At 74.0% G+C, this 22,644-nt stretch carries 26 protein-coding genes; 16 read left to right on the top strand and 10 right to left on the bottom strand.

What is annotated here, in order from left to right:
- The first annotated feature begins 38 nt into the window (after positions 1–38).
- Genes IEY98_RS00805 through IEY98_RS00795 form a run of 3 tightly spaced genes read left to right on the top strand, consistent with a single transcriptional unit; the run spans position 39 to position 1,716 of the window.
- Positions 39–800: an LOG family protein gene (locus tag IEY98_RS00805; RefSeq protein WP_189208348.1), complete on the top strand. Its 762-nt coding sequence runs from the start codon at positions 39–41 to the stop codon at positions 798–800.
- Complete coding sequence (locus IEY98_RS00800) at positions 782–1,330, top strand: LOG family protein (protein ID WP_189208347.1); 549 nt, start codon at positions 782–784, stop codon at positions 1,328–1,330. Before IEY98_RS00805 ends, IEY98_RS00800 begins: the two co-directional genes overlap by 19 nt.
- The gene (locus IEY98_RS00795; protein ID WP_189208346.1) at positions 1,327–1,716 is read left to right on the top strand and encodes a DUF6896 domain-containing protein; all 390 of its coding nucleotides are present in this window, start codon (positions 1,327–1,329) and stop codon (positions 1,714–1,716) included. Before IEY98_RS00800 ends, IEY98_RS00795 begins: the two co-directional genes overlap by 4 nt.
- Positions 1,717–2,136: 420 nt before the next feature.
- Here IEY98_RS00795 and IEY98_RS00790 read toward each other — a convergent pair whose 3' ends face one another.
- Positions 2,137–2,766, bottom strand: coding sequence for a lysophospholipid acyltransferase family protein (locus IEY98_RS00790; protein ID WP_229786408.1), 630 nt, complete (start codon positions 2,764–2,766; stop codon positions 2,137–2,139).
- 194 nt (positions 2,767–2,960) lie between these two features.
- On the opposite strand from IEY98_RS00790, the gene folP reads away from it, so the two are divergent.
- Together folP and IEY98_RS00780 are read left to right on the top strand one after the other, a co-directional pair.
- Positions 2,961–3,776, top strand: coding sequence for a dihydropteroate synthase (gene folP / locus IEY98_RS00785; protein WP_189209955.1), 816 nt, complete (start codon positions 2,961–2,963; stop codon positions 3,774–3,776).
- On the top strand, positions 3,773–4,702 hold the full coding sequence (locus tag IEY98_RS00780) for a glucosyl-3-phosphoglycerate synthase (protein ID WP_229786404.1): 930 nt from the start codon (positions 3,773–3,775) through the stop codon (positions 4,700–4,702). The genes folP and IEY98_RS00780 overlap by 4 nt, the downstream gene beginning before the upstream one ends.
- On the opposite strand, the gene IEY98_RS33005 is transcribed toward IEY98_RS00780, so the two are convergent.
- The 4 genes from IEY98_RS33005 to IEY98_RS00760 are packed head-to-tail and all read right to left on the bottom strand — an operon-like array spanning position 4,635 to position 9,785.
- Positions 4,635–6,197 (bottom strand): amino acid ABC transporter ATP-binding/permease protein, encoded by a 1,563-nt coding sequence (locus IEY98_RS33005; RefSeq protein WP_189208344.1) that lies wholly within the window; start codon positions 6,195–6,197, stop codon positions 4,635–4,637. The two genes, IEY98_RS00780 and IEY98_RS33005, sit on opposite strands and share 68 nt — an antisense overlap.
- Positions 6,194–7,693, bottom strand: coding sequence for a thiol reductant ABC exporter subunit CydD (cydD, locus tag IEY98_RS00770; protein ID WP_189208343.1), 1,500 nt, complete (start codon positions 7,691–7,693; stop codon positions 6,194–6,196). The genes IEY98_RS33005 and cydD overlap by 4 nt, the downstream gene beginning before the upstream one ends.
- Positions 7,690–8,640, bottom strand: coding sequence for a cytochrome d ubiquinol oxidase subunit II (locus tag IEY98_RS00765; protein WP_189208342.1), 951 nt, complete (start codon positions 8,638–8,640; stop codon positions 7,690–7,692). Before IEY98_RS00765 ends, cydD begins: the two co-directional genes overlap by 4 nt.
- Positions 8,634–9,785 carry a cytochrome ubiquinol oxidase subunit I gene (locus tag IEY98_RS00760; protein WP_189208341.1) on the bottom strand — a complete coding sequence of 384 codons (1,152 nt, stop codon included), beginning with the start codon at positions 9,783–9,785 and terminating at the stop codon, positions 8,634–8,636. The genes IEY98_RS00765 and IEY98_RS00760 overlap by 7 nt, the downstream gene beginning before the upstream one ends.
- Positions 9,786–9,891: 106 nt before the next feature.
- Here IEY98_RS00760 and IEY98_RS00755 point away from each other — a divergent pair, with 106 nt between their 5' ends.
- From IEY98_RS00755 to IEY98_RS00735, 5 genes are read left to right on the top strand one after another with little or no spacing between them, the layout of a single operon-like run.
- On the top strand, positions 9,892–10,230 hold the full coding sequence (locus IEY98_RS00755) for a PadR family transcriptional regulator (protein ID WP_189208340.1): 339 nt from the start codon (positions 9,892–9,894) through the stop codon (positions 10,228–10,230).
- A complete protein-coding gene (locus IEY98_RS00750; protein ID WP_189208339.1) occupies positions 10,227–10,892 on the top strand; it encodes a hypothetical protein in 666 nt (221 codons plus the stop codon). Before IEY98_RS00755 ends, IEY98_RS00750 begins: the two co-directional genes overlap by 4 nt.
- 39 nt (positions 10,893–10,931) lie before the next feature.
- On the top strand, positions 10,932–11,243 hold the full coding sequence (locus IEY98_RS00745) for a DivIVA domain-containing protein (protein WP_189208338.1): 312 nt from the start codon (positions 10,932–10,934) through the stop codon (positions 11,241–11,243).
- Entirely contained in the window at positions 11,240–11,680 is a 441-nt protein-coding gene (locus IEY98_RS00740) for an SRPBCC family protein (protein ID WP_189208337.1), read from the top strand. The genes IEY98_RS00745 and IEY98_RS00740 overlap by 4 nt, the downstream gene beginning before the upstream one ends.
- Positions 11,677–12,216: a DNA-3-methyladenine glycosylase I gene (locus IEY98_RS00735; protein ID WP_189208336.1), complete on the top strand. Its 540-nt coding sequence runs from the start codon at positions 11,677–11,679 to the stop codon at positions 12,214–12,216. The genes IEY98_RS00740 and IEY98_RS00735 overlap by 4 nt, the downstream gene beginning before the upstream one ends.
- On the opposite strand, the gene IEY98_RS00730 is transcribed toward IEY98_RS00735, so the two are convergent.
- Both IEY98_RS00730 and IEY98_RS00725 read right to left on the bottom strand, forming a co-directional pair.
- Positions 12,203–12,988, bottom strand: coding sequence for an enoyl-CoA hydratase-related protein (locus IEY98_RS00730; protein ID WP_189208335.1), 786 nt, complete (start codon positions 12,986–12,988; stop codon positions 12,203–12,205). The genes IEY98_RS00735 and IEY98_RS00730 overlap by 14 nt on opposite strands.
- A gap of 14 nt (positions 12,989–13,002) precedes the next feature.
- Positions 13,003–13,794 (bottom strand): PaaX family transcriptional regulator, encoded by a 792-nt coding sequence (locus IEY98_RS00725; RefSeq protein ID WP_189208334.1) that lies wholly within the window; start codon positions 13,792–13,794, stop codon positions 13,003–13,005.
- A gap of 169 nt (positions 13,795–13,963) precedes the next feature.
- On the opposite strand from IEY98_RS00725, the gene IEY98_RS00720 reads away from it, so the two are divergent.
- The gene (locus IEY98_RS00720) at positions 13,964–14,131 is read left to right on the top strand and encodes a DUF3117 domain-containing protein (RefSeq protein WP_189208333.1); all 168 of its coding nucleotides are present in this window, start codon (positions 13,964–13,966) and stop codon (positions 14,129–14,131) included.
- A 53-nt stretch (positions 14,132–14,184) separates the two neighbouring features.
- Entirely contained in the window at positions 14,185–15,666 is a 1,482-nt protein-coding gene (locus tag IEY98_RS00715) for a leucyl aminopeptidase family protein (RefSeq protein WP_373292296.1), read from the top strand.
- Here the strand turns inward: IEY98_RS00715 and IEY98_RS00710 are convergent.
- Together IEY98_RS00710 and glgA are read right to left on the bottom strand one after the other, a co-directional pair.
- Entirely contained in the window at positions 15,588–16,064 is a 477-nt protein-coding gene (locus IEY98_RS00710) for a GtrA family protein (RefSeq protein ID WP_189208331.1), read from the bottom strand. The two genes, IEY98_RS00715 and IEY98_RS00710, sit on opposite strands and share 79 nt — an antisense overlap.
- A 17-nt stretch (positions 16,065–16,081) precedes the next feature.
- Positions 16,082–17,242, bottom strand: coding sequence for a glycogen synthase (gene glgA / locus IEY98_RS00705; RefSeq protein ID WP_189208330.1), 1,161 nt, complete (start codon positions 17,240–17,242; stop codon positions 16,082–16,084).
- Between the two features lie 129 nt (positions 17,243–17,371).
- Here glgA and glgC point away from each other — a divergent pair, with 129 nt between their 5' ends.
- The gene (gene glgC / locus IEY98_RS00700; protein WP_189208329.1) at positions 17,372–18,589 is read left to right on the top strand and encodes a glucose-1-phosphate adenylyltransferase; all 1,218 of its coding nucleotides are present in this window, start codon (positions 17,372–17,374) and stop codon (positions 18,587–18,589) included.
- On the opposite strand, the gene IEY98_RS00695 is transcribed toward glgC, so the two are convergent.
- On the bottom strand, positions 18,576–19,145 hold the full coding sequence (locus IEY98_RS00695; protein WP_229786399.1) for an O-methyltransferase: 570 nt from the start codon (positions 19,143–19,145) through the stop codon (positions 18,576–18,578). The two genes, glgC and IEY98_RS00695, sit on opposite strands and share 14 nt — an antisense overlap.
- Before the next feature lie 169 nt (positions 19,146–19,314).
- On the opposite strand from IEY98_RS00695, the gene sigE reads away from it, so the two are divergent.
- The 3 genes from sigE (at position 19,315) to IEY98_RS00680 (ending at position 22,638) form a co-directional block, all read left to right on the top strand.
- Positions 19,315–19,947 (top strand): RNA polymerase sigma factor SigE, encoded by a 633-nt coding sequence (sigE, locus tag IEY98_RS00690; protein WP_189208328.1) that lies wholly within the window; start codon positions 19,315–19,317, stop codon positions 19,945–19,947.
- On the top strand, positions 19,944–20,495 hold the full coding sequence (locus IEY98_RS00685; RefSeq protein ID WP_189208327.1) for a zf-HC2 domain-containing protein: 552 nt from the start codon (positions 19,944–19,946) through the stop codon (positions 20,493–20,495). Before sigE ends, IEY98_RS00685 begins: the two co-directional genes overlap by 4 nt.
- Before the next feature lie 640 nt (positions 20,496–21,135).
- The gene (locus tag IEY98_RS00680; protein WP_189208326.1) at positions 21,136–22,638 is read left to right on the top strand and encodes a S1C family serine protease; all 1,503 of its coding nucleotides are present in this window, start codon (positions 21,136–21,138) and stop codon (positions 22,636–22,638) included.
- The last annotated feature ends 6 nt before the right edge of the window (positions 22,639–22,644 follow it).

Genomic DNA, 22,644 nt, shown 5'->3' with positions numbered 1-22,644 from the left:
GCCGCCGCGCCCGCCGGGCGTTCCCTAGACTCGCCGGGGTGACCACCGAGGACCCGCATCCGCGCGAGAAGCAGCGCGGCCCCGTCACCCTGCGCCGGGGGCGCAGCGACGAGGAGACCACCACCGACCAGCGCCTGCTCGACTCCCGCGGGCCCAGCGACTGGGTGCACACCGACCCGTGGCGGGTGCTGCGCATCCAGGCCGAGTTCGTCGAGGGCTTCGGGGCGCTGGCCGAGGTCCCGCGCGCGGTCACCGTCTTCGGGTCGGCCCGCACCAAGCGGGAGGACCCCGAGTACGGCACCGGGCGCAAGATCGGCGCGGCGCTGGCGGCGGCGGGCTTCGCCACCATTACCGGCGGCGGTCCCGGGACCATGGAGGCGGTCAACCGCGGCGCGTCCGAGGCGGGCGGGCTGTCCGTCGGGCTGGGCATCGAGCTGCCGTTCGAGCAGGGGCTCAACCCGTGGGTCGACCTCGGGGTGAACTTCCGGTACTTCTTCGCGCGCAAGACGATGTTCATCAAGTACTCGCAGGCGTTCATCTGCCTGCCGGGCGGCTTCGGCACCCTCGACGAGCTGTTCGAGGCGCTGACGCTGGTCCAGACCAAGAAGGTGACCAAGTTCCCGGTCGTCCTCTTCGGCCGCGACTACTGGTCCGGCCTCTACGACTGGCTGTGCGACTCCGTCCACGCCGCGGGCAAGATCGGCGAGAAGGACCTGGCCCTGCTCCACCTGACCGACGATGTCGACGACGCCGTGCGCGTGGTCGAGGAGGCCTACCAGGCATGGATCGACACGCACTGAGCCTCTGCGTCTACTGCGGCTCCAACGACAACGTCCCGCGCGCGTACCTCGACCTCGCCGACGCCGTGGGCGCTGGCCTCGCCGCCCGCGACTGGTCCCTGGTCTGGGGCGGCTCGTCCGCGGCGATGATGGGCGTCCTGGCCCGCGCGGCCCGCCGGGGCGGGGCCAAGACCGTCGGCGTGATCCCCCAGGGCCTCGTCGCCCTGGAGAAGGCCGACCCGGAGGCCGACGAGCTCATCGTCGTCGACACCATGCGCGAGCGGAAACGCGAGATGGACGACCGCGCCGACGCCTTCCTCGCCCTCCCCGGCGGCCTCGGCACCTGCGAGGAGCTGTTCGAGGTGTGGACCTCCCGCTACCTGGGCATGCACCAGAAGCCCGTGGTCCTCCTCGATCCCGACGACCACTGGGCAGGCCTGCTGGAGTGGACCCGCGAACTGTCCGGCCGCGGCTTCGTCGGCCAGGCAGCCCTGGACGCCCTGATCGTCACCCGGTCGGTGGACGAGGCCCTGGACGCCTGCGCAGGATGACGGTGCAGCCCGCCGAGGAGATAGCCGACTACCTGGCAGCTTTACGGCGGGTGGACGAGCGCGTCAGCCGCGAACACGACTCCCTGGCCGCGTTCGTAGGACTCCACCGGACGCGGGAGATCCCAAGGTCCGGGCAGGTCGGCGACCTGACGTACCAAATGCACGGCGCAGGCTGCCGATTCATCGAGCCGAACGGCGGCGAGGTCGACATCGACCTGGTGGACGACCGAGCGACGTTCGACCCGTGGCGAATCAGAAGCCGCACGGCCAGCACCGGGACGACACCCGCGTCGACCCTCGCCGACCTGTCGTCGGCGTGCGCGGAGTCGGCTGCGGCGGGTCTGCTGGTCTCTGTTCGAGAGGGCTGGTTCGCCTCCCCTGGCTGATCAGGGGCTGCACGTCAGCACCGGTGCCACCTGCGGCAGTCTCGCTGACCTGGCCTCGTCGCGCGCGGCCACGGACGCGCTGGCCGTCGCGCGGGAGGGCTGGTTCGCCTACCCCCGGCTGATCAGCGGTCGCACCATCAGCATCCGGGCGACGCCCGTGGCGACCCCTTGTTAATTCGGCCTCGGCGCCCGGGAGTCGCTGCGGCAGGTCTGCTGGTCGTAGGGCAGAGGTCCGGTTCACCTGCGGCAACTCTCGCTGGCCCGTCCTCGGCGTGCGCGCCAAGTCGGCTGCGACGGGTCTGCTGATCGCCGTGGGAGGGCTGGTTCGCCTCCCCTGGCTGATCAGAACTACACGTCAGCGCCGAAGGGGATACCTGCGGCGAGCCTTGCTGACCTGGCCGGCGTGCGATGAGTGGGTGATCAGGCCGCTGGGTCGTTGGAGCGCTTGTGGTAGGAGTCGACGTACTCCTGGCCGGACAGCTCCATGATGGCGTACATGACCTCGTCCGTTACCGCCCTGCGGATGGGGAGGGAGTTGGTGAGGCCGTCGTAGCGGTCGAAGTACAGGGGTTCGCCGAAGCGGATCTCGATGCGGTGGCGGCGGGGGAACCGGGCGCCCGCCGGGAGGACGCGGTCGGTGCCGATCACGCCGACGGGGACCACGCAGGCCTTGTGCTCCAGTGCCAGCTGGGCGACGCCGGTGCGGCCGCGGTGCAGCTTGCCGTCCAGGGAGCGGGTGCCCTCGGGGTGGATGGCGAAGGCCGCGCCCCGGTCCAGGACCTCGCCCGCCACGTCCAGCGACGCCAGGGCCGCGCGGCTGTTGTCGCGGTCGACGGGGATCGCGCCGAGTGCCCGGAACAGGGTGCCGACGAGGCGCTTGCGGGGGGAGCCGCCCTGGAAGTACTCGGCCTTGGCCAGGAAGCTGACCGGCCTGCGGAGCATCATCGGGACCAGGAAGCTGTCGATCACCGACAGGTGGTTCACCGCCAGGATGACCGGTCCTTTCGCGGGCACCAGCTCCGCGCCGGTGACCACCGGACGGAGGAACACCCTCGTGAGGGACGAGAGCAAGAAACGCAGGGCGCGGTAGAACACGGCTGGTCCTCCTCAGTCGGGTTCAACTGTAGTTCCCCGCACCCGACCCCACCGAGCCCGAGGAGACCTGCCTCACGTCGGTAAAGTGGGGAGTCGTGACTGTCCTTCGCTTTGGCGCCCGCACCGTCCCCCAGGATCGCGCGCTCGTCATGGCGATCGTCAACCGCACCCGCGACTCCTTCTACGACCGCGGCGCCACCTTCGCCGCCGAGGCCGCGCTGGCCGCCGTCGACCAGGCCGTCGCCGACGGCGCGGACATCGTCGACATCGGCGGGGTGCGGGCGGGCTCGCACGGGGAGCCGGTGGACGCCGCCGAGGAGGCCCGCCGGGTCGTGCCGATGGTCGAGGCGGTCCGCGACCGGCACCCGGATGTCGTCATCAGCGTCGACACCTGGCGCCACGAGGTCGGCGCCGCGGTGTGCGCCGCGGGCGCGGACCTGATCAACGACACCTGGGCGGGCGCCGACCCCCGGCTGGCCGAGGTCGCCGCCGAGCACGGCGTGGGCATCGTCTGCTCGCACACCGGCGGCGCCGCCCCCCGCACCGACCCGCACCGCGTCCGCTACGACGACGTCGTCGCCGAGGTGGTCGACGAACTGGTCGCGCGGGCCGAGCGGATGGTGGCCATCGGCGTGCCCAGGGAGGGTGTGCTGATCGACCCGACGCACGACTTCGGCAAGAACACCTGGCACGGCCTCGCCCTGCTGCGCCACCTCGACCGGCTGGTGGCGACCGGATGGCCGGTGCTGATGGCGCTGTCCAACAAGGACTTCGTCGGCGAGACCCTGGGCGTGGAGCTGGGCGAGCGGGTGGACGGGACGCTGGCGGCCACTGCGGTCGCCGCGTGGACGGGCGCGCGGGTCTTCCGCGCCCACGAGGTCCGCCGCACCCGGCACGTGGTGGACATGGTGGCGGGCATCGCCGGGACACGGCCGCCCGCCCGGGCCGTGCGGGCGCTGGCGTGAACGACCAGCGCCTGCTCGCCGACCGGACCTGGCAGAGTCCGGAGTGGACGGTGTCGCAGCTCGTGCTGGCCAAGGGCGCGCGCACGGTCAGCGTCGTGCTGCCCGCGCTGGACGAGGAGGCCACCGTCGGCGCGGTCGTGGCCTCGGTCCGGCCGCTGCTGGGCACCCTGGTGGACGAGCTGGTGGTGCTCGACTCGGGCTCGACCGACAGCACCGCGCGGGTGGCCGCCGAGGCGGGCGCGCGGGTCGTGCGCCGCGCCGACGTCCTGCCCGACCTGCCGCCGCTGCCCGGCAAGGGCGAGGTCCTGTGGCGGTCGCTGGCCGCCACCACCGGCGACCTGCTCGTCTTCCTCGACTCCGACCTGGTCGACCCCGACCCGGCGTTCGTCCCCGCCCTGCTCGGCCCGCTGCTGACCGCCTCGGGCGTGCACCTGGTCAAGGGCTTCTACCGCCGCCCGCTGCGCGTGGAGTCCGCCGAGCACGGCACCGGCGGCGGCCGGGTCACCGAGCTGCTGGCCCGCCCGGTCCTGGCCGCGCTGCGCCCCGAGCTGTCCGAGGTCATCCAGCCCCTCGGCGGCGAGTACGCGGGCACCCGGGCGTTCCTGGAGTCGGTGCCCTTCGCAGGCGGCTACGGCGTGGAGATCGGCCTGCTGCTCGACGCCCACACCGCCTACGGCCTCGACGGGATCGCGCAGGTCAACCTCGGTGTCCGCAAGCACCGCAACCGCTCGCTGCAGCAGTTGGGCGTGATGGCCAGGCAGATCCTCGGCACGGTCTTCGCCCGCTGCGGCGTGCCGGTCGCCTCCGATCGGCTCACCCAGTTCGTGCAGGTCGGCGGCGAATGGCTGCCGGACACCCTCACGGTCCCGGTCGCCGACCGCCCGCCGATGCGGGACGTGCGAACTCGTCCAGGGCCCGTTCGCTGAGCCAGTGGTCGCGGTAGTAGCCCGCCTGCTCGACGAGCACGTCATGGTGTCCGCGCTGCACGACACGGCCGTTGTCGAGGACGAGGATCTCGTCCGCGTGCGGTAGCGCGCCCAGGCGGTGGGTGGCGACGACCACCGCGCCCGGGCGGGTGAGGACGTCGGCGAGCAGCGCGTCCGCCGTCGCCGGGTCCAGGCCCTCGACGGGCTCGTCCAGCAGGAGGACGTCCGGTCGCGCGGTGCGGGCGCGGGCCAGGAGCAGGCGGGCGCGCTGGCCGCCGGACAGGGTGGTCGCGCTCAGCTCGGTGGCCCAGCCGTCCGGGAGGGTGGACAGCCAGGGGGCCAGCGCGGTGTCGTCCGGTTCGGCGTCGGCGCCCAGGAGGACGTTGTCGCGCAGGGTCGCGGTGAAGACGTGGTCGTCGGCGAACGCGCCGCGCACGACGTTCGGGTCGGCGGCCACCGCGGCGCCCCCTGTGGGGCGGACACTGCCCTCGATCAGGCGCAACAGGGTCGTCTTGCCGGAGCCGCTGGGTCCCACCAGGGCGATCTTGCGGCCCGCAGGCACCTCCAGGTCGACCTCGGACACCCGGCCCGCGACGGTGGCGCGGACGAGCCGGACCTCGCCCGTGGGCGCGGGCTCGTCGGGGGTGTTGGCGAGCAGGTCGCGGATGCGGGCGAGCGCGGCGCGGGCGGCGGGCCAGCGGCGGGCGGCGACCACGGCGGGCATGGCCGTCTCGAAGACGCCGAGCAGGCCCAGCACGACGGCGGCCGCCACCGGCAGCCCGCGGTGCGCGGTCAGCACGCCCGCCGCCAGCGCCGTCGCCCCGCCCACGACCGCGACGAACGCCGAGGCGACCCCGTCCGGCGCGGCGCGGTCCAGCGCGGCGATGCGCGCGGAGGTCGCGACGGCGCGGTCCCGGAAGCGGCCGGTCGCGCCGAAGACGGCCAGCTCGGGAGCGCCGCCGATCAGCTCGTCGGCCTCCTCCGCGAGCCGCGCGCGCAATGCGGGACCGGTGGTGTCGGGGGAGCGCACGACCCCGGCGAGGGCCACCGCGACGAGCCCGGCCAGCACGACCGCGCCCGCTCTCGGATCGACCAGGAACGCCGCCCCCGCCGCGGTGAGGCCGACGACGGCCGCGGTGATCCACGGCAGCAGGCACCGCAGGACCGCGTCCTGCACGGCGTCCACATCGGACACCAGGCGGCTCAGCGCGTCGCCGTGCGACAGGGCGTCCCGCCGCCGGGCGACGGCGTCGTAGATGCGCCCGCGCAGCTCGGTCACGTACTCCAACACCGCGCGATGCCCGGCCAACCGCTCGCCGTAGCGCAGCCCGCCCCGCCCCAGCGCCAGCGTGCGCACCAGCACGATCGCGATGGCCAACGCCCCCAGCTGCGGACGCTCGGCCGCCCGCAGCAGCAACCACCCCGCCGTGGCCATCAGCCCGACTCCGGCCAGCTCCGCCCCCACGGACGCCGCCGCCGCCCCGACGATCCTCACACCACCACCCCGTCCCGCACGATCAGCACGCGGGAGGCTTCCCGTAGGAACACCGGACGGTGCGCGACCACCAGCGAGGTCTGGTCGAGTGCCCGCCAGGCGGTCAGGAGGACGCGTTCACCGGTTCCGTCGAGGTGCGCGGTCGGCTCGTCCAGCAGGACCAGCCCGGCGGGCCTCGCCAGCGCCCTGGCCAGGGCGACGCGCTGGGCCTGGCCGGTGGACAGCTCGCCGACCGGGCCGTCCAGTCCGGCCAGGTCCGCGGCGGCCAGCGCGGTGTCGACGTCCGGGCCGCCGAGCGCGACGTTGGCGCGCACGCTCCCGGCGAACAGCCAGGGCCGCTGCGGCACCCAGGCCAGGTGCGCGCGCCAGGCCGCCGGGTCCAGCTCGCGCAGGTCGACCCCGCCGACGGCCACCCGCCCCGCCGAGGGCGTGACCAGGCCGAGCAGCACCGCCAGCAGCGTGCTCTTGCCCGCGCCGCTCGGCCCCGCCACCGCGATGCGCTCGCCCGGCTCGATCCGCAGGTCGACCGACCGCAGCACCGCGCCCCGGTCCGGATAGGACACCGTGACGCCCTCGAAGGCGATGTCGGCGACGCGCGGGTCCGGCGGGCGGGCCGTGCCGCGCGTGGGCGGGCGCGGCACGGCCAGCGCCGCGTTCAGCGCGGCCAGCCCGTCCGTGCTGGCGTGGAAGCGCGCCCCCGCCGCGCGCAGCGGCAGGTACGCCTCCGGGGTCAGCACCAGGATCAGCACGGCGGTGTGCGCCGCCACCCCGCCGGAGAGCAGCCGCAGGCCGACCGGCACGGCCACCAGCGCCACCGACAGCGTCGCCACCAGCTCCAGCACGAGCGCCGACAGGAACGCCACCCGCAGCGTGCGCATGGTCAGGTCGGTGTGGGCGCGGGCCATGGCGCGCACGGTCTCCGACTGCGCCCGCACCCGCTGGAACAGCCGCAGCGTCGGCAGGCCGCGCAGGACGTCGAGGAAGTGGCCGCCGAGCCGGGCCAGCGCCGCCCACTGGGTGCGCGCTGCCGTGTGCCTGCCGACCAGCGCGGCGAACACCGGCACCAGCGGCAGCGTCAGCGCGACCACCAGCGCCGAGGTCAGGTCGACGAACGCCAGCCGCACCAGGACCGCCAGCGGCACGACCGCCGCGACCGCCACCGCGGGCAGGTACCCGGTGAGGTAGGGGCGCAGCGCGTCCAGACCCCGGGTGAGCAGCGTGACCGTCGACCCGGCGTCCCCGGGCACGCCGTCGAGGACCCGGGTGCGCAGCGAGTGCGTCACCCGGGCCGCGGTGCGGGCCGCGACGACCTCGCGGGCCCAGCCGATCCCGGCCCGCGCCGCGATCGCCAGACCGGCGACCACGGCGGCCGAGACGGTCGGCTCCACCAGGAACGACGCCAGCAGCTCCGCCTGGACCAGCACCGCGACCGCGGTGGCGGCCCCGAACGCGCCGAGGACCGCCAGGTAGCCGCGGCCGCCCGGAAGGGTCCTCACCAGAACACCGGGCGACGGTCGCCCCGGAAGGCCCACCAGCACATGCCCTGGAACGCCGCCACCAGCGGCAGCACGAGCGCGGCGAACCACACCAGCACCCCGAGCGTCGCCGGACCGGCGGCGGCCTCCGCGACCGTGAGCGTGCCCGCCGGGTCGGCGGTCGAGGCCAGCGCGACCGGCCAGCGGGCGGCGCCGATCACCAGCACCGGCAACCCGCACGCCAGGCCTGTGCACAGCGTCGCGCGCGCCGGGCTCAGCCTGGGCGCCACCAGCACGAGCGCGATCACCGCGACCGCGCCGGGCACCGCGATCAGCGGCTCGACGCCGGTCACCCCCACCGCCGCCAGCGCCACGACCGCGCCGACCAGGACCGCGGCGGCCCGGGACAGCACCGGCACGAGCCGCCGGACGTCCACAGTGGAGCGCCAGGTCAGGAACACCGCGCCGTGCACGGCGACCAGCGCGGCGAAGGCCAGCCCGGACACGACCGCGACGGGGGAGAACAGGCTCCCCGAGCGGTGGCCGTCCGCGTCCAGCGGCAGCCCGTTGAGCAGCGCGCCCAGGAACACGCCCCAGCCGACGGCCACGATCCCGGCCCCGCCGACGATCAGCGCGTCCCAGCCCGCTTTGGCGCCCGCGTGCCACCGGCCCCGCAGCTGCACGGCGGCCGTGTAGCCGATGAGCGCGACCAGCAGCGCCACCAGCACCGGGTACAGCGCCGACAGCAGCTCGCCCTCCAGCCGGGGGAACGCGCCGAACAGGACGCCGACCGCCGCCACCAGCCACACCTCGTTGCCCAGGAAGAACGGGCCCGTCGCCGCGAGCACCTCGCGGCGGCGCTCCGGCGGGGCGGCGCGCATCAGCAGCGCGGTTCCGTAGTCGGCGCCCGCGAGCGCGAAGTATCCGGCGAACAGCACGCCGAGCAGGACGAACCACAGCGTCACCACGCCCGCACCTCCTGGGGGACGAACTCCGGGGTCGAGACCGGGCCGCGCCGGGCGACCTTGGCGAGCAGCCGCCAGTCGAGGAACGCCAGCGCGGCGAACATGGCGGTGAAGGCGACGAACGAGAGCAGCATCATCGTCGGATCGGTCTGGCTGGCCGCGTCCTCGGTGCGCAGCAGGCCGTAGACCAGCCACGGCTGCCTGCCCACCTCGCGGAAGACCCACCCGCTGATGGCGGCCACGAACGGCCACGGGATCGCCAGCACCGCCAGCCACAGCGCCCACCTCGGCTGGCGTCTCCGCATGTGCGCCAGCACCAGGTTCGTGATCAGCAGGACGACGCCGATGTTCATCATCAGGGCCAGCGGGATGCCCAGCGCGCCGGTGTCCTCGCCGAGCTTGTCCGGCTGGAGCTCGTTGATGATGGGGAACTGGGCGATGCCCGCGCCGACGACGAACGGCGCGCTCACCGCTGCCGCGATGACGCCCTGGCGCATCGAGCGCCGGAAGAACTCCGTCTCGGCGGTGCCGCGCAGCAGGTGCCACGCGCTGATGCCCGCCATCACCACGCCACCGGTCAGCAGCGCGGCGGTCAGCACGTGCAGGAGCGCCGACCCGAAGGTGGGGTTGGACAGCAGCGCGCCGAAGTCGGTCAGCCGCAGCACACCGTCGCTCAGCTCGTAGCCGACCGGGTGCTGCAGGAACGCGTTCGCGCTCATGATCCACAGCGCGGACGCGTAGGCGGTCAGCGCGACCAGCCAGATCAGCGCCAGGTGCAGGCGCGGGGACAGCCGGTCCCAGCCGAAGATCCACAGGCCGAGGAACGTCGACTCCAGGAAGAACGCGACCAGCGTCTCCACCGCCAGCGGCGCGCCGAACACATCGCCCGCGAAGGCCGACAGCCCGCTCCAGTTCAACCCGAACTGGAACTCCATGACGATCCCGGTGGCGATGCCGACCGCGTAGTTGATCACGTAGAGGTGGCCCCAGAACCGGGTCATCCGCCACAGCACCGGATCGCCCCGGCGATGGGCGCGGGTCTGCGTGATCGCGACCAGGGTGACCAGCCCGAGGGTCAGCAGCACGAACAAGAAGTGGAACGAGGTCGTCACGGCGAACTGCAGCCGGGCGAGCACGAGCGCATCCATAGGTTTGGAGGCTACATGTAGCGTGTCTACCTATGGCGGTGATCCGGGAGACATCAGGGTCGAACCAGGGTCCGAGGGCGGCGCCGGGGTCCGTAAGGTCTGCTGCATGAAGGCCGACGCCCTCCGCGGCCACCTCGACGCCCTGCTGCTGGCCGTGCTCGACGGCCGCCAGCTGCACGGCTACGCGATCATCGAGGCCCTGCAGGCCCGCAGCGGCGGCGCGCTGGACCTGCCGACCGGGACGGTGTACCCGGCGCTGCGCAGGCTGGAGCGCGGCGGGCTGCTGGTCAGCGAGTGGAGCACCGTGGGCGGGCGCAAACGCCGCACCTACCGGCTGACCCCGGCGGGCACGCGGGCGCTGGCCACGGAGCGGTCCGCCTGGCGGGAGTTCACGGCGGCCATCGACGGGATCCTGGGAGGCGGACCGTGGCCCACACAGGCGTGAGCGATCCGATCGCCGACTACATCGCGGCGCTGTCCGCGCGGCTGCGCGGGCCGTCGTCGGCCAAGGCCGACCTGCTCGCCGAGGCCCGCGACGGCCTCGACGACGCCGCCGAGGCCTACGCCGCGGCGGGCCACCCCGACCCGCGCGGGCGCGCCGTGGCCGAGTTCGGCGACCTGACCTGCCTGGCCAGGGCCTACCAGGCCGAGCTGGGCGTCGCCGAGGGCGCGCGGGCGCTGAAGTCGGTGCTCGTCGCCGTCCCGGTCATGCACGCGCTGTGGCAGACCAACCAGCTGGTGTGGATCGGCTCGTGGTCGGAGTACGGCGGGCCGGTGCCCGAGTGGTACCGCGCGGTGGCCGACGTCAACGACTGGATCGGCTGGGTCGTGATGGGCCTTGCCGGGCTGGCGCTGCTCGCCGGGCGGCTGCTGTCCCGGCGCGGGGTCGAGACCCGCAGGCTGGGCCGCGCTGCCGGGTTCCTCGGCGCGGCCGGGTCGTTCGTGCTGCTGCTGAACCTGGTCGTGCTGCTCACCGCGACCGCGAGCCTGGACATGTCCCGGCTGCTGATGCCCCTGCCGTGCCTGGCGGTGGGCGCCGGGATGTTCATCGTGCACGGGCGGATACTCGTGCTCGCGCACCGTTCATTGAAGTTCACGGCGGGTTAACCGTGCGCGGGCGGGGCCGGACGTGCCACCATCGGCCCCGTGACCTCCGCGCTTGTGTACCTCGTCGTCATGGTCCTGGTGGCGGCCGTGGTGTTCCTGCTCGCCTCGGTGGTGTTCGGCCGGGGCGAGGAGCTGCCCGCGCTGCCGCCCGGCGCGTCGCCCACCCGCCTGCCCGCCGACGGGCTGACCGGCGACGACCTGCGCGCCGTCCGCTTCCAGCTGGTGCTGCGCGGCTACAAGATGGCCGAGGTCGACTGGGTGCTGCGGCGCACCGGCGAGGAGCTGGACGCCCTGCGCGCCCGGGTCGCCGAGCTGGAGGCCGCCCGCGCGCCGGAGCCCGCCGACCGGTGATCGACGTCGTGGAGCGGGTCGACGTGGTCGCGCCCGCCGCGGTCGTCTGGGCCGCCGTCACCGACTGGCACAACCAGGGCGCGTGGATGCTGGGCACCCGCGTCCGGGTCATCTCCGGCGACGGCAGGCTCGGCTCGCGGCTGGCGGCGCGCACGGCTGTCGGACCCCTGCGGTTCACTGACCGCATGGAGATCACCCGCTGGGAGCCGCCGGTGGCCTGCGAGGTCGCGCACGTGGGCAGGCTGGTCCGCGGCACGGGCGGCTTCCGCGTCGAGCCCCGGGGCGTCTCGCGCAGCACGCTGGTGTGGTGGGAGCGGCTGGTCCCGCCGCTGGGGCCGCTGGGCGCGGTCGCCTGGCGGCTGACGGGCCCGGCGTTCCGGCTGGGCGTGCGCCACTCGCTGCGCCGGTTCGCCGACTTCGCGGAGTCCCGGGTATGAGGTGCGGGTGGGCGAACACGCCCGAGTACGTCGAGTACCACGACGCCGAGTGGGGCACGCCGCTGCGCGGGGTCCGGGAGATGTTCGAGCGGATCTCGCTGGAGGCGTTCCAGTCGGGCCTGTCGTGGATCACGATCCTGCGCAAGCGCGAGGCGTTCCGGGCGGCGTTCGCGGCCTTCGACCCCGCCGCCGTGGCGGCCTTCGGCGACGGGGACGTGGCCAGGCTGATGGCCGACGCGGGCATCGTCCGAAACCGGGCGAAGATCGACGCGACCATCCGCAACGCGCGCGCGGTGCTCGACCTCGACGTCCCGCTCGACGACCTGCTGTGGTCCTTCGCCCCCGACCGGCCCGGCGCGCGCCCCGCGACGCTGGCCGACGTCCCCGCCGTCACCCCGGAGTCCAAGGCGATGGCCAAGGAGCTCAAGCGGCGCGGGTTCGCCTTCGTCGGGCCGACGACGTGCTACGCGCTCATGCAGGCCACGGGCATCGTCGACGACCACGTCGCCACCTGCTGGCGGGCTAGCGCCCGGTGAACCCCGGCTCGCGCTTGGCCACGAACGCGTCGACCGCCTCGCGGTGGTCGGCGGTGCGACCGGCCTCCGCCTGCGTGCGCCCCTCGACCGCGAGGCCGTCGGCGAGCGAGCCGCCCGCCGAGGCCAGCATGGCCTCCTTGATCTTGGCGTACGCCGTGGTCGGGCCCGCCGCCATCCGCGCGGCCAGCGCGTGGGCCACCGGCAGGACCTCGGCGGCCGGGACCACCTGGGTGACCATGCCGACCCGCAGCGCCTCCTCGGCGGACACGGGCTTGGCGAGCAGCATCATCTCCATGGCGCGGCCGTAGCCGATCAGCCTGGGCAGGGTCCACGACGCGCCCGAGTCGGCGGTCAGGCCCACGTTGGCGAAGGCCATCAGGAACTTCGCCGAGTCCGCGGCGATCCGCAGGTCGCACGCGTAGGCGAAGGACGCGCCCGCACCCGCTGCCATCCCGTTGACCGCGGCGATGATCGGCTTAGGCAGTGCCGTGATCGCCGTCACAATCGGGTTGTAGTGCGCCTCGACGGTCGACAGCGGGGCCGGGTCGTTCGCGGCCAGCAGGGCCATGTGCTCCTTGAGGTCCTGGCCCGCGCAGAACGCCTTGCCAGCGCCCGTCAGGACCACCGCGCGGACCGCGTCGTCCGCCGCGGCGGCGACCAGGGCGGCGAGCAGGGCCTCCTTGAGCTCCACCGTCAACGAGTTGAACGCGTCCGGTCGGTTCAACGTCAGCGTCCGGACGCCGTCGCGGTCCTCGGTGAGCAGCGCGGTCAAGCCAACCTCCGATGTCAGGCCGTTTTGCGGCCGGTGGTCAAACAGCCGTCGACGAACTCCGCCGCGGCCGGGGCGAACAACGCGGTCCTGGTGTCGAAGAACGCCGCGGCGGCCGTCCCCGGCCACGGCGTGGGCAGCAGGTCCTCGGGCAGGCCCGGGTCGCGGAACAGGAACTTGCGCCAGGCGTGCAGCAGGCGCTGGCAGGCCGCGAACGCCGCAGCCGGGTCCGCCGCGTCCACACCGGACAACCGGGCCGACCACTCGGCCACGAACCCCGCGTACTCCGCGCCCAGCTCGGTGAGGTCCCACGCGCTGGCGGCCAGGTCGGCGTCGTCGCCGTCCAGGGCGCCGTGGAAGACGCGGGCGCGCACGCCCTCGGCGGCCAGCACCTCGTCCAGCCCGGCCGACGGGCGCGGGGCCACCCAGGTCGCCGGGCCGAGCGGGCCGTAGCCGAGCAGGCGCAGCGACGAGGTCAGCCGGTCGCGGGCGGTGCGGGCGGGCAGCTCGGACAGCGCGACCACGTGCCAGCGGCCGTCCCAAGTGGAAGCGCCCAGCCGGTAGATCCGCGACCCGGCCTCCGCCAGCCGCCGCTCGGCCCGCTCGGTCAGCGCGTAGCCGGGGCCGTCGGGCAGGCGGCGCGGGGTCAGCCAGCCCTGGCGCACCATTCTGGACACCGCGGTCCGGATCGCGGGCGCGCCGAAGTCGAGCGGGGCCAGCAGCCGGACCAGGGCGGCGATGGTGGCCGCGCCGCCCCGCCCGCGCAGGTAGGCGCCGTAGACGTCGAACAGGGCCGAACGGGCACGCACGTGGAGTGAGTCTGTCAGTCCGAACCGGCCCCGCGCCACCATCGTGGCCGGTCACCGACACGCGATGATCGGTTCCGATTTCACCGCCGCGACCGGATAGGGGAGAATAGCGACAGCCCGGCCGGTTCCTCCCGGCCTGGTAGGCAGGCTATGACGGAGGGAGCACGCTATGGCGGCCATGAAGCCCCGGACCGGTGACGGTCCCCTCGAGGTGACGAAGGAGGGCCGGGGCATCGTGATGCGCGTCCCGCTGGAGGGCGGCGGGCGGCTCGTCGTGGAGATGACTCCGGACGAGGCGGCCAACCTCGGCGAGGCTCTCAAGAACGCCGTCGGCTGACCCGACCCCTCCCTTCCCCACCCGTCAACCCGGAGGAACGCTTGCCCACGCCGGTGCCCACGGTGCCTTCGCCGCTGCCCGCCGTCGAGGTCGCCGCCGCGCCGCGCGCGGGCGTGCCGACCGTCGTCATCGCTCGTCCCGCCGACGAGGGCGGCCAGCCGACCTTCGGCGACCCCGGGCTCACCCCGGACTGGGCGACCGCGCTGGGCCTGACCGGCAAGGCCGGTGAGGTCCAGCCCGCGCCCCCCGGCGGCGCCGCCCGCTGGGTGGTCGGCGTCGGCGCGGGCGCGGCGGCGGACTGGGGCGCGGCCGGGGCCGCGCTGGCCAGGACCGCCCAGGACCGGCTCACCGCGGAGACCCCGCAGGCCGAGCGCTCCCTCCAACTCGAACCGCCCGCCGACCTCCCGGACGACGCCATCGCCGCGTTCGTGCGCGGCGTGCTGCTCGGCGGCTACCGCTTCACCGTCTGCGGGGCCGAGCAGGCGCCCCGGCTGCGCGGGCTGCGGCTGGTCGTGTCCGATCCGGACCGTCGCGAGCGGATCGGCGCGCTGGCCCGGCGGGCCGAGGTGCTGGCCGGGGCCACGGCGTTCGCCCGTGACCTCGCCAACACCCCGTCCAACGTCAAGGACCCGGCCTGGCTGGTCAAGACCATCGGCAGGGCCGCGGTCAAGGTGTCCGGTGTGGACGTCGTGGTGCGCGACGAGCGGTGGCTGGCCGAGCGCGGCTTCGGCGGCCTGCTGGCCGTCGGCGGCGGCTCGGCGCGCCCGCCCCGGCTGCTGGAGCTGACCTACGCCCCCTCGGGCGCGAAGGGGCCGCACCTGGTCCTCGTCGGCAAGGGCATCACGTTCGACACCGGCGGCATCTCGGTCAAGCCAGCCGACGGCATGCACCTCATGCGCACGGACATGGCGGGCGGCGGCGCGGTCGCCGCGGCCACCATCGCCATCGCCCGGCTCGGCCTCCCGGTGCGGATCACCGCGCTGGTGGCGTGTGCCGAAAACCACATCTCCGGCTCCGCCTACCGCCCCGGCGACGTCGTCACCCACTACGGCGGGCAGACGACCGAGATCGTCAACACCGACGCCGAGGGCCGGATGGTCATGGCCGACGCCCTCGTCTACGGCCACCGCGACCTCGGCGCCGACCTGCTGGTCGACGTGGCCACCCTGACCGGGGCCATGAAGGTCAGCCTCGGCCTGCGCACCGGCGGCCTCTTCGCCACCGACGACGACCTCGCCGCGCGCATCGACGCCGCAGGCGCGGCCGCGGGCGAGGCGTGGTGGCGGATGCCGCTGCTGGACGACCACGCCGACGACGTCGTCTCCACCATCGCCGACCTGCGGCAGTGCCCGCCCGGCCCGGGCGGCATCACCGCGGCGCTGTTCCTGCGGGAGTTCACCGGCGGCCTGCCGTGGGCGCACCTGGACATCGCGGGCCCGGCGCGCGCGGAGAAGTCCTACGGCGACGTCGTGCCCGGCGCGACCGGCTTCGCGGCGCGGACGCTGGTGGGCCTGGCCGAGTCGCTCTCCGGCTGACCGAAGAGGCGGTCGAGCAGGGCGAACTTGGCCACGAACACCGGCAGCCCGCCGAGGACGTAGGCCAGGTTCAACACCAGCGTGCGGGAGCCCCGGTCGTCGATCATCGGACCGACCAGGGCGTCGGCCAGCGTGGTCAGGCCGACCGACACCAGCCCGCCCAGGGCCGTCACCACCAGGTAGCCCACCACCTGGCGGGTCAGCCTCGGCCTGCCCCGCTGGCCCCACGCCCACCAGCGGATCATCACGAAGTGCGGGAGCGCGCCCGCGGCGAACCCGATCGTGCTCGCCGTCAGCGCGCCCACGCTGGCCTGCGAGTACAGCACCCACAGGACCAGCTGCGTGATGCCCGTCGCGGTCAGCGAGGCGACCGTGTACCGGGTGAACCGAGGTCCCACACGGACCACCGTATGTCTCACCTCCTGATCGAGCTCTCAGCCGCCCGGTAGACCTCGACGGTCCGCGCCGCCACCGACTCCCAGGAGAACTCCCGCTCGGCGCGCGCCCGCCCGGCCGCGCCCATCGCCGCCGCCCTGGCCGGGTCGGCGAGCAGCGCGTTCACCGCGTCGGCCAGGCCCGCCTCGTAGGCGTCGGCGTCCGCGGAGTAGCGCACCAGCAGGCCCGTCTCGCCGTGCGCCACGACCTCCGGGATGCCGCCCACGTCGGATGCCACCACCGCGGTCGCGCACGCCATCGCCTCCAGGTTCACGATGCCCAGCGGCTCGTACACCGAGGGGCACACGAACACTGTCGCCGCCGTGAGGAACTGCCGCAGCTCGGCGGCGGGCAGCATCTCCTGGATCCAGTGGACGCCCTCGCGCGCGGCGGCCAGCCGGGCCACCGCCGCCCTGGTCTCCTCGGCGATCTCCGGGGTGTCCGGGGCGCCCGCGCACAGCACGACCTGCGCGTCCGGCGCGATGGCGTGGGCGGCGGCGACGAGGTGGGCGAGGCCCTTCTGGCGCGTTATCCGCCCGACGAACAGCACGATCGGCCGGTCCGGGTCCACCCCGAACCGGCGCAGCGCGTCGGTCTCGGGCACCGGCCGGTACTCGACGGTGTCGATGCCGTTGCGCACGACGTGGACGCGGTCGGGGTCGAGCGAGGGGTAGCAGTCCAGCACGTCGGCGCGCATGCCCTCGCTGACGGCGATGACGGCGGCCGCGGCCTCGTACGCGGTCCGCTCGACCCAGGACGACACGCGGTAGCCGCCGCCGAGCTGCTCGGCCTTCCACGGCCTGCGCGGCTCCAGCGAGTGCGCGGTGACCACGTGCGGGACGCCGTGCAGCAGGGCGGCCAGGTGACCGGCCATGTTGGCGTACCAGGTGTGCGAGTGGACCAGGTCCACGCCCGCCGTCGCGGCCGCCATCGACAGGTCCGCCGACAGCGTCCGCAGCGCGGCGTTGGCGTCCTCGAGGCCGAGCGGGTTGTGCGCGACGGCGCCCTCCCGGGGCGCGCCGAAGCAGTGCACGTCCACCTCGACCAGCTCGCGTAGCCGGGGCACCAGGAAGCCCACGTGCACGCCCGCCCCGCCGTAGACCTCCGGCGGGTACTCCCTCGTCAGCAATCCGATCCGCACAGGTCGAACGGTAGCCGTCGACCAGGTGCGCGAACGCGGTGCGGCGGCCGGGTGAACGCGGTGTCAACGACGCGCGGCCCGCCGTGTCGCATCTGGCCGTGATCGCCCGGGGCGAATAGTGTCCATCTCGTGAAAGGGCAGCCGCGCGTACTCGGGATCGTGCTCGCGGGCGGCGAGGGCAAGCGGCTCTGGCCGCTGACCGCCGACCGGGCCAAGCCTGCCGTGCCCTTCGGCGGCAACTACCGGCTGGTCGACTTCGTGCTGTCCAACCTGGTCAACGCGGGCTTCCACCAGCTGTGCGTGCTGACCCAGTACAAGTCGCACTCGCTGGACCGGCACATCTCCACGACCTGGCGGCTGTCGAACGTGCTCGGCCAGTACGTCACGCCCGTGCCCGCGCAGCAGCGCCTGGGCAAGCGCTGGTACACCGGCAGCGCGGACGCCATCTACCAGTCGCTGAACCTCGTCTACGACGAGGAGCCCGACTACATCGCGGTCTTCGGCGCCGACCACGTGTACCGGATGGACCCCGCGCAGATGCTCGCCCGGCACATCGAGTCCGGCGCGGGCGTCACGGTCGCGGGCATCCGGGTGCCGAGGGCCGAGGCGCGCGCGTTCGGCTGCATCGACTCCGCCGCAGACGGCCGCATCACCCGGTTCCTGGAGAAGCCCGCCGACCCGCCGTCGGTGCCCGACGACCCGGACGTCACCTTCGCGTCGATGGGCAACTACATCTTCTCCTGCCGCACGCTGCTGGAGGCCCTGCGCGCCGACGCTGCCGACCCCGACTCCGTCCACGACATGGGCGGCGACATCATCCCCATGCTGGTCGACGCCGGGGTGGCGCACGTCTACGACTTCGACGACAACGACGTGCCCGGCGCCACCGAGCGCGACCGCGGCTACTGGCGCGACGTGGGGACCATCGACGCCTACTACGAGGCGCACATGGACCTCGTCTCCGCGCACCCGGTGTTCAACCTCTACAACCGCGAGTGGCCCATCCGCACCGCCACGCCGCCGCTGCCGCCCGCGAAGTTCGTGCACGAGGGCACCGCGCGCGACTCCATCGTCGGCCCCGGGTCGATCATCTCCGGCGCCTCGGTGCTGCGGTCGGTCGTGTTCTCCGACGTCGTCATCGAGGACGGCGCGGTCGTGGAGGGCAGCGTGCTGCTGCCGGGCACCCGCATCGGCAAGGGCGCGACCGTCCGGCGGGCGATCCTGGACAAGAACGTGGTGGTCTCCGACGGCGTGCGCATCGGCGTCGACCCCGAGCTGGACCGGGCGCAGTACACCGTCAGCGCGGGCGAGGTCGTGGTCCTGGGGAAGGGCTTCAGAGCCGGGTGAGCTCGCCGCTCTTGGCGGCCACGAGCAGGCCGTCGGCCAGCGTGAGGGGGACCAGGCGGTCGTCGGCGCGCACGGCCCGGACGAGGTCGCGTAAGTTCGCGCCGTCGGCGAAGGCCAGCACGCCGCCCGGGCGCAGCAGGCGGACGGCCTCGTCGTGGTAGGCGGCGTAGTCGCCCTTGGCGGCGTCGACGAACAGCAGGTCGTAGCCGCCGTCGGTGAGCCGGGGCAGCACGTCGAGCGCGCGGCCCATGATGAGCCGGGTGCGGCCGGGGGCGATGCCCGCCGCGCGCAGCGCCCGCTTGGCCTCGGCCTGGTGCTCCGGCTCGACGTCGATCGAGGTCAGCACGCCGTCGGAGACCATGCCGCGCAGCAGGTAGAGGGCGCTGACGCCGGTGCCCGTGCCGATCTCGACGACGGCCTTCGCCCGCAGTACGGTGGCCAGGAACCGCAGCGCCGCCCCGACGCCCGGGGCGATGGCCGGGCAGCCCAGCGCCGCCGCGCGGGCCCGCGCGGCGCTCAGCGAGTCGTCCTCGACGACGGGCGTATCCGGTGCCACAGGGAGGCAGGTTAGCGCCGGTTGTCCCGAAATCGGGTGAACCTGCCCGGAAGGTCACGCTCCGGGATCACGGTTTCTCAGGGACGTCTCAGGTCACTCTCACGGTGGGCTCATCGTCGCGCGCCAGACTTGTCACCAACGGCGGGTCCGAGCGGGGGAACTTCGGCACATGGGGAACACAGGGCGAGCGACGAACGTTGACCAGGGCAACAGCCTCCAGGAGGTGCACATCCCCGCGATGACGCAGACGGTGCCGGTCGAGGACGTGGAGTGGGTCACCCCGTCCTGGGACGAGGTCGTGCGCGAGCACGCCGACCGCGTGTACCGACTCGCCTACCGGCTTTCCGGGAACAAGTACGACGCCGACGACATCACCCAGGATGTCTTCATCAAGGTGTTCCGCTCGCTGAACAGCTACAAGCCCCAGACGTTCGAGGGCTGGCTGCACCGCATCACGGTCAACATCTTCCTCGACATGGTCCGCCGCAAGGGCCGGGTCAAGATGCACGCGCTGCCGGAGAACAGCGAGCGCATCAAGGGCGAGGAGCCCAGCCCCGAGGACATCTACGCCGACACCCACCTCGACCCCGACCTGCAGGCCAGCCTCGACGAGCTGCCCCCCGACTTCCGCGCCGCGGTCGTCCTCTGTGATGTGGAAGGCCTCTCGTACGAGGAGATCGGCGCCACGCTTGGGGTTAAGCTCGGAACCGTGCGCAGCCGAATCCACCGGGGACGCCAGGCCCTGAAGGCCTCGCTGGAACGCCGCCGAGACCTCGCCGCCGCCGCGGAGGCCACCTCATGAGTTGGGGCCTGTCCGAACAGCACCTGCTGCCGGACGCCGTCGTCGCGTTCGTCGACGGCGAGCTGTCGGCAGGCGCCCACCAGCGCGCGGCCCAGCACGCCGCCCGCTGCTCCTGCTGCTCGGCCGAGATAGCCGCCCAGCGCCAGGCCAGGGCCGCTGTCCGTGGGGCAGACGCCCCCGGCGCCCCAGCGGGCCTGCTGGCCGCGCTGCGCGCCATCCCGCACGAGGTGGACCTCCCCTCGGCCCCCGACAACCTCGCCATGACCCCCGACGGCCAGTTCGTCACCGTCCAACGCCCCGAGGCCTTCCCCGGCGGCGAACCCCTCGGCTCCTCCCCCCGCCTAGGCGAGGGCCGAGCCGTCCTCGGCCGCCGCGCAGGCGCGGGCGTAGTCGTCTCCGGCCTCATGCTGGGCGCCTTGGCCCTGGTCAACTCCGGCGACCAACCCCCCATCCAGTCCCCCGCGGCCTGGATGCAGTCGCCCCCCGACCCAGCGGACGCCGAACCCGCCACCACCTCGGTAGGCTTCGGCCTCTTCTCCGCCCGCTGAGCACCCGCCAGAGGGCCAAGCAAGCCACTGCCCGGGTAGAGCCCGTGGGCGGCAGGGGAAGTAGGCCCGGCCGGCCGACAGCCCCAGGCACACGGCAAACGGACAAGGGCAGGCGGTTCGGGGGCAGCGGCCAACGCCAGAGGTCGAGGGCCGGGGGCTGGGAGCCAGGGGCCAGGGGTCAAGAGCCAGCGGCCAGGGCCAGGCACCAGGGGCCAGAGCCCATGGCCAGCGGCCAGGAGCCCAGGGCCAGCGGCCGGGAGTCGAGGGCAGGGGCCGAGCGCCAAGGGCCAGAGCCCAGGACCAGCGGCCAGGAGCCCAGGACCAGCAGCCACGGGCCAAGTGTGGCAGGGCCATCGCAAGCACCCACTAAACGCAACACGCCCCGGACAACTGTCCGATGGGGCGGACTCGCATTCGTGGGGAGCGAGACGGTGCTACCCTAGCTCGGCGCGGAACGGCTTCGCCGCTCCGCCCTTCTTTCCGCGCCGCGCCGTCTCGCTTAGGGGCCCCGCGAATGCGAGTTCGCCCCATCGGACACCAAGAAGCAACTCGCGTCAAAACCCCTGCGCGCGAAAGGCAAGGGGAGAGCGAGACCCCGACGAACAGGGTCTTCACCGCCCCCCATGCATGCTGTACCACGATGAACGACCAGCCACCTGCCACGCCCGAGATCCCACCCGACCAGCGGGTGGGCCCTCGCCCCCTCCAGCGGCCCGCCGTCGATCCGGCGGAATCCGCCGTCTTCGGGCGTCCCTCCGGCGTGGAAGGCGCGTTCGCCGCCACCGGTCCCACCCTCAACACCCTCCGCCAGGCCCCGCCCACCACCGAGGCGCTCGCCTCCGCGTTCGGCAGGCCCGAGGGCCAGCGGGACACCCTCCAGCGCCCCCCGGGCCACGGCTCGAACGCCCCCGACGACGAGGACCCGATGTGGTCCGGCGACCAGAACCCGTGGCGCGATCCGGGCGCGGGCGCCGTCATCGGTCCTCCCGCCCTGGACCGCGACGACGACGCCGCGGCGAAGGCGGCGCCCGGGGACCGGGGACGGCAGCTGAGCCTGCCCGAGGTGCTCTTCGGCAGGCGGGTCAAGCCGTCCGCGCTGGTCGTGCTCGGGGTCGTCGCGTTGCTGATCGGGGCGGCGGGCGGAATCGGGGGCTGGCTGCTCGCCCGCGGCGGCGACAGCCTGACCAGGGACGTCACCCTCGCCGAGGCGCAGCCGGGCAAGGAGCGCCCGCCCGGTTCGGTGGCCGACATCGCCGCCCGCGTGCGGCCCGCGGTCGTCTCCATCGAGGTGAAGCTGGAACGCGGGGGCGGCGGGTTCGGGTCGGGCGTCGTCATCGACGGCGCCGGGTACATCGCCACCAACTGGCACGTCGTCACCCTGGAGGGCCGCGCCGACGAGACCGCGCGGATCACCGCGCTGTTCACCGACGGCACGCGCGCCGAGGCGACCATCGTCGGCACCGACCCCAAGACCGACCTGGCCGTGATCAAGGTCGACGTGGACAACCCCACCGTGCTCCAGTTCGGGAACTCCGACGAACTGCAGGTCGGGGACGCCGTCATCGCGATCGGGTCGCCACTGGGGCTGACCGACACCGTCACCGAGGGCATCGTCAGCGCCCTGCACCGCCCGGTGGTCGCAGGCGGCGACAACGGGACCGCGCCCATCACCTACGACGCGATCCAGACCGACGCGGCCGTCAACCAGGGCAACTCCGGCGGTCCGCTGGTGGACTCGACCGGCGCGCTGGTCGGCATCAACTCGGCGATCCGCAGCAGCGCGGGCAACACGGGCAGCGTCGGCCTCGGCTTCGCCATCCCGTCGAACGACGCCCGCCGCATCACCGAGGCGCTGATCCGCGACGGCCGGGTCGCGCACGCCGACCTCGGCGCCAACGTGCGGTCGGTCTCGGCAGACACCGCCGAGGGCGCGCAGGTCGTCAACGTCACCGAGGGTGGCGCCGCGCACAGCGCGGGCATCGTCGAGGGCGACGTCATCCGCAAGGTCGGCGACCGCCAGGTCCGCACCGCCGCGGAGCTCACCGTGGCCGTGCGCGCGAACCGCCCGGGGGACACTGTTCCCGTCGTGTTGGCCCGGCAGGGGCAGGAGCTCACGATTCAGGTAACCCTGGGCTCGGACTGATTGGCT

Source organism: Actinokineospora fastidiosa (assembly GCF_014648415.1).
GTDB classification, from domain to species: Bacteria; Actinomycetota; Actinomycetes; order Mycobacteriales; family Pseudonocardiaceae; genus Actinokineospora; species Actinokineospora fastidiosa.
This window is presented reverse-complemented; position numbering and strand designations above follow the sequence as displayed.

What these genes read in the sequence shown, in the direction of transcription:
- IEY98_RS00800 (WP_189208347.1), top strand. Translation starts at nt 782, where the DNA reads ATGGATCGACACGCACTGAGCCTCTGCGTCTACTGCGGCTCCAACGAC.
- IEY98_RS00795 (WP_189208346.1), top strand. Translation starts at nt 1,327, where the DNA reads ATGACGGTGCAGCCCGCCGAGGAGATAGCCGACTACCTGGCAGCTTTA.
- folP (WP_189209955.1), top strand. Translation starts at nt 2,961, where the DNA reads ATGGCGATCGTCAACCGCACCCGCGACTCCTTCTACGACCGCGGCGCC.
- IEY98_RS00760 (WP_189208341.1), bottom strand. Translation starts at nt 9,785, where the DNA reads ATGGATGCGCTCGTGCTCGCCCGGCTGCAGTTCGCCGTGACGACCTCG.
- IEY98_RS00755 (WP_189208340.1), top strand. Translation starts at nt 9,892, where the DNA reads ATGAAGGCCGACGCCCTCCGCGGCCACCTCGACGCCCTGCTGCTGGCC.
- IEY98_RS00735 (WP_189208336.1), top strand. Translation starts at nt 11,677, where the DNA reads ATGAGGTGCGGGTGGGCGAACACGCCCGAGTACGTCGAGTACCACGAC.
- IEY98_RS00720 (WP_189208333.1), top strand. Translation starts at nt 13,964, where the DNA reads ATGGCGGCCATGAAGCCCCGGACCGGTGACGGTCCCCTCGAGGTGACG.
- sigE (WP_189208328.1), top strand. Translation starts at nt 19,315, where the DNA reads ATGGGGAACACAGGGCGAGCGACGAACGTTGACCAGGGCAACAGCCTC.
- IEY98_RS00685 (WP_189208327.1), top strand. Translation starts at nt 19,944, where the DNA reads ATGAGTTGGGGCCTGTCCGAACAGCACCTGCTGCCGGACGCCGTCGTC.
- IEY98_RS00680 (WP_189208326.1), top strand. Translation starts at nt 21,136, where the DNA reads ATGAACGACCAGCCACCTGCCACGCCCGAGATCCCACCCGACCAGCGG.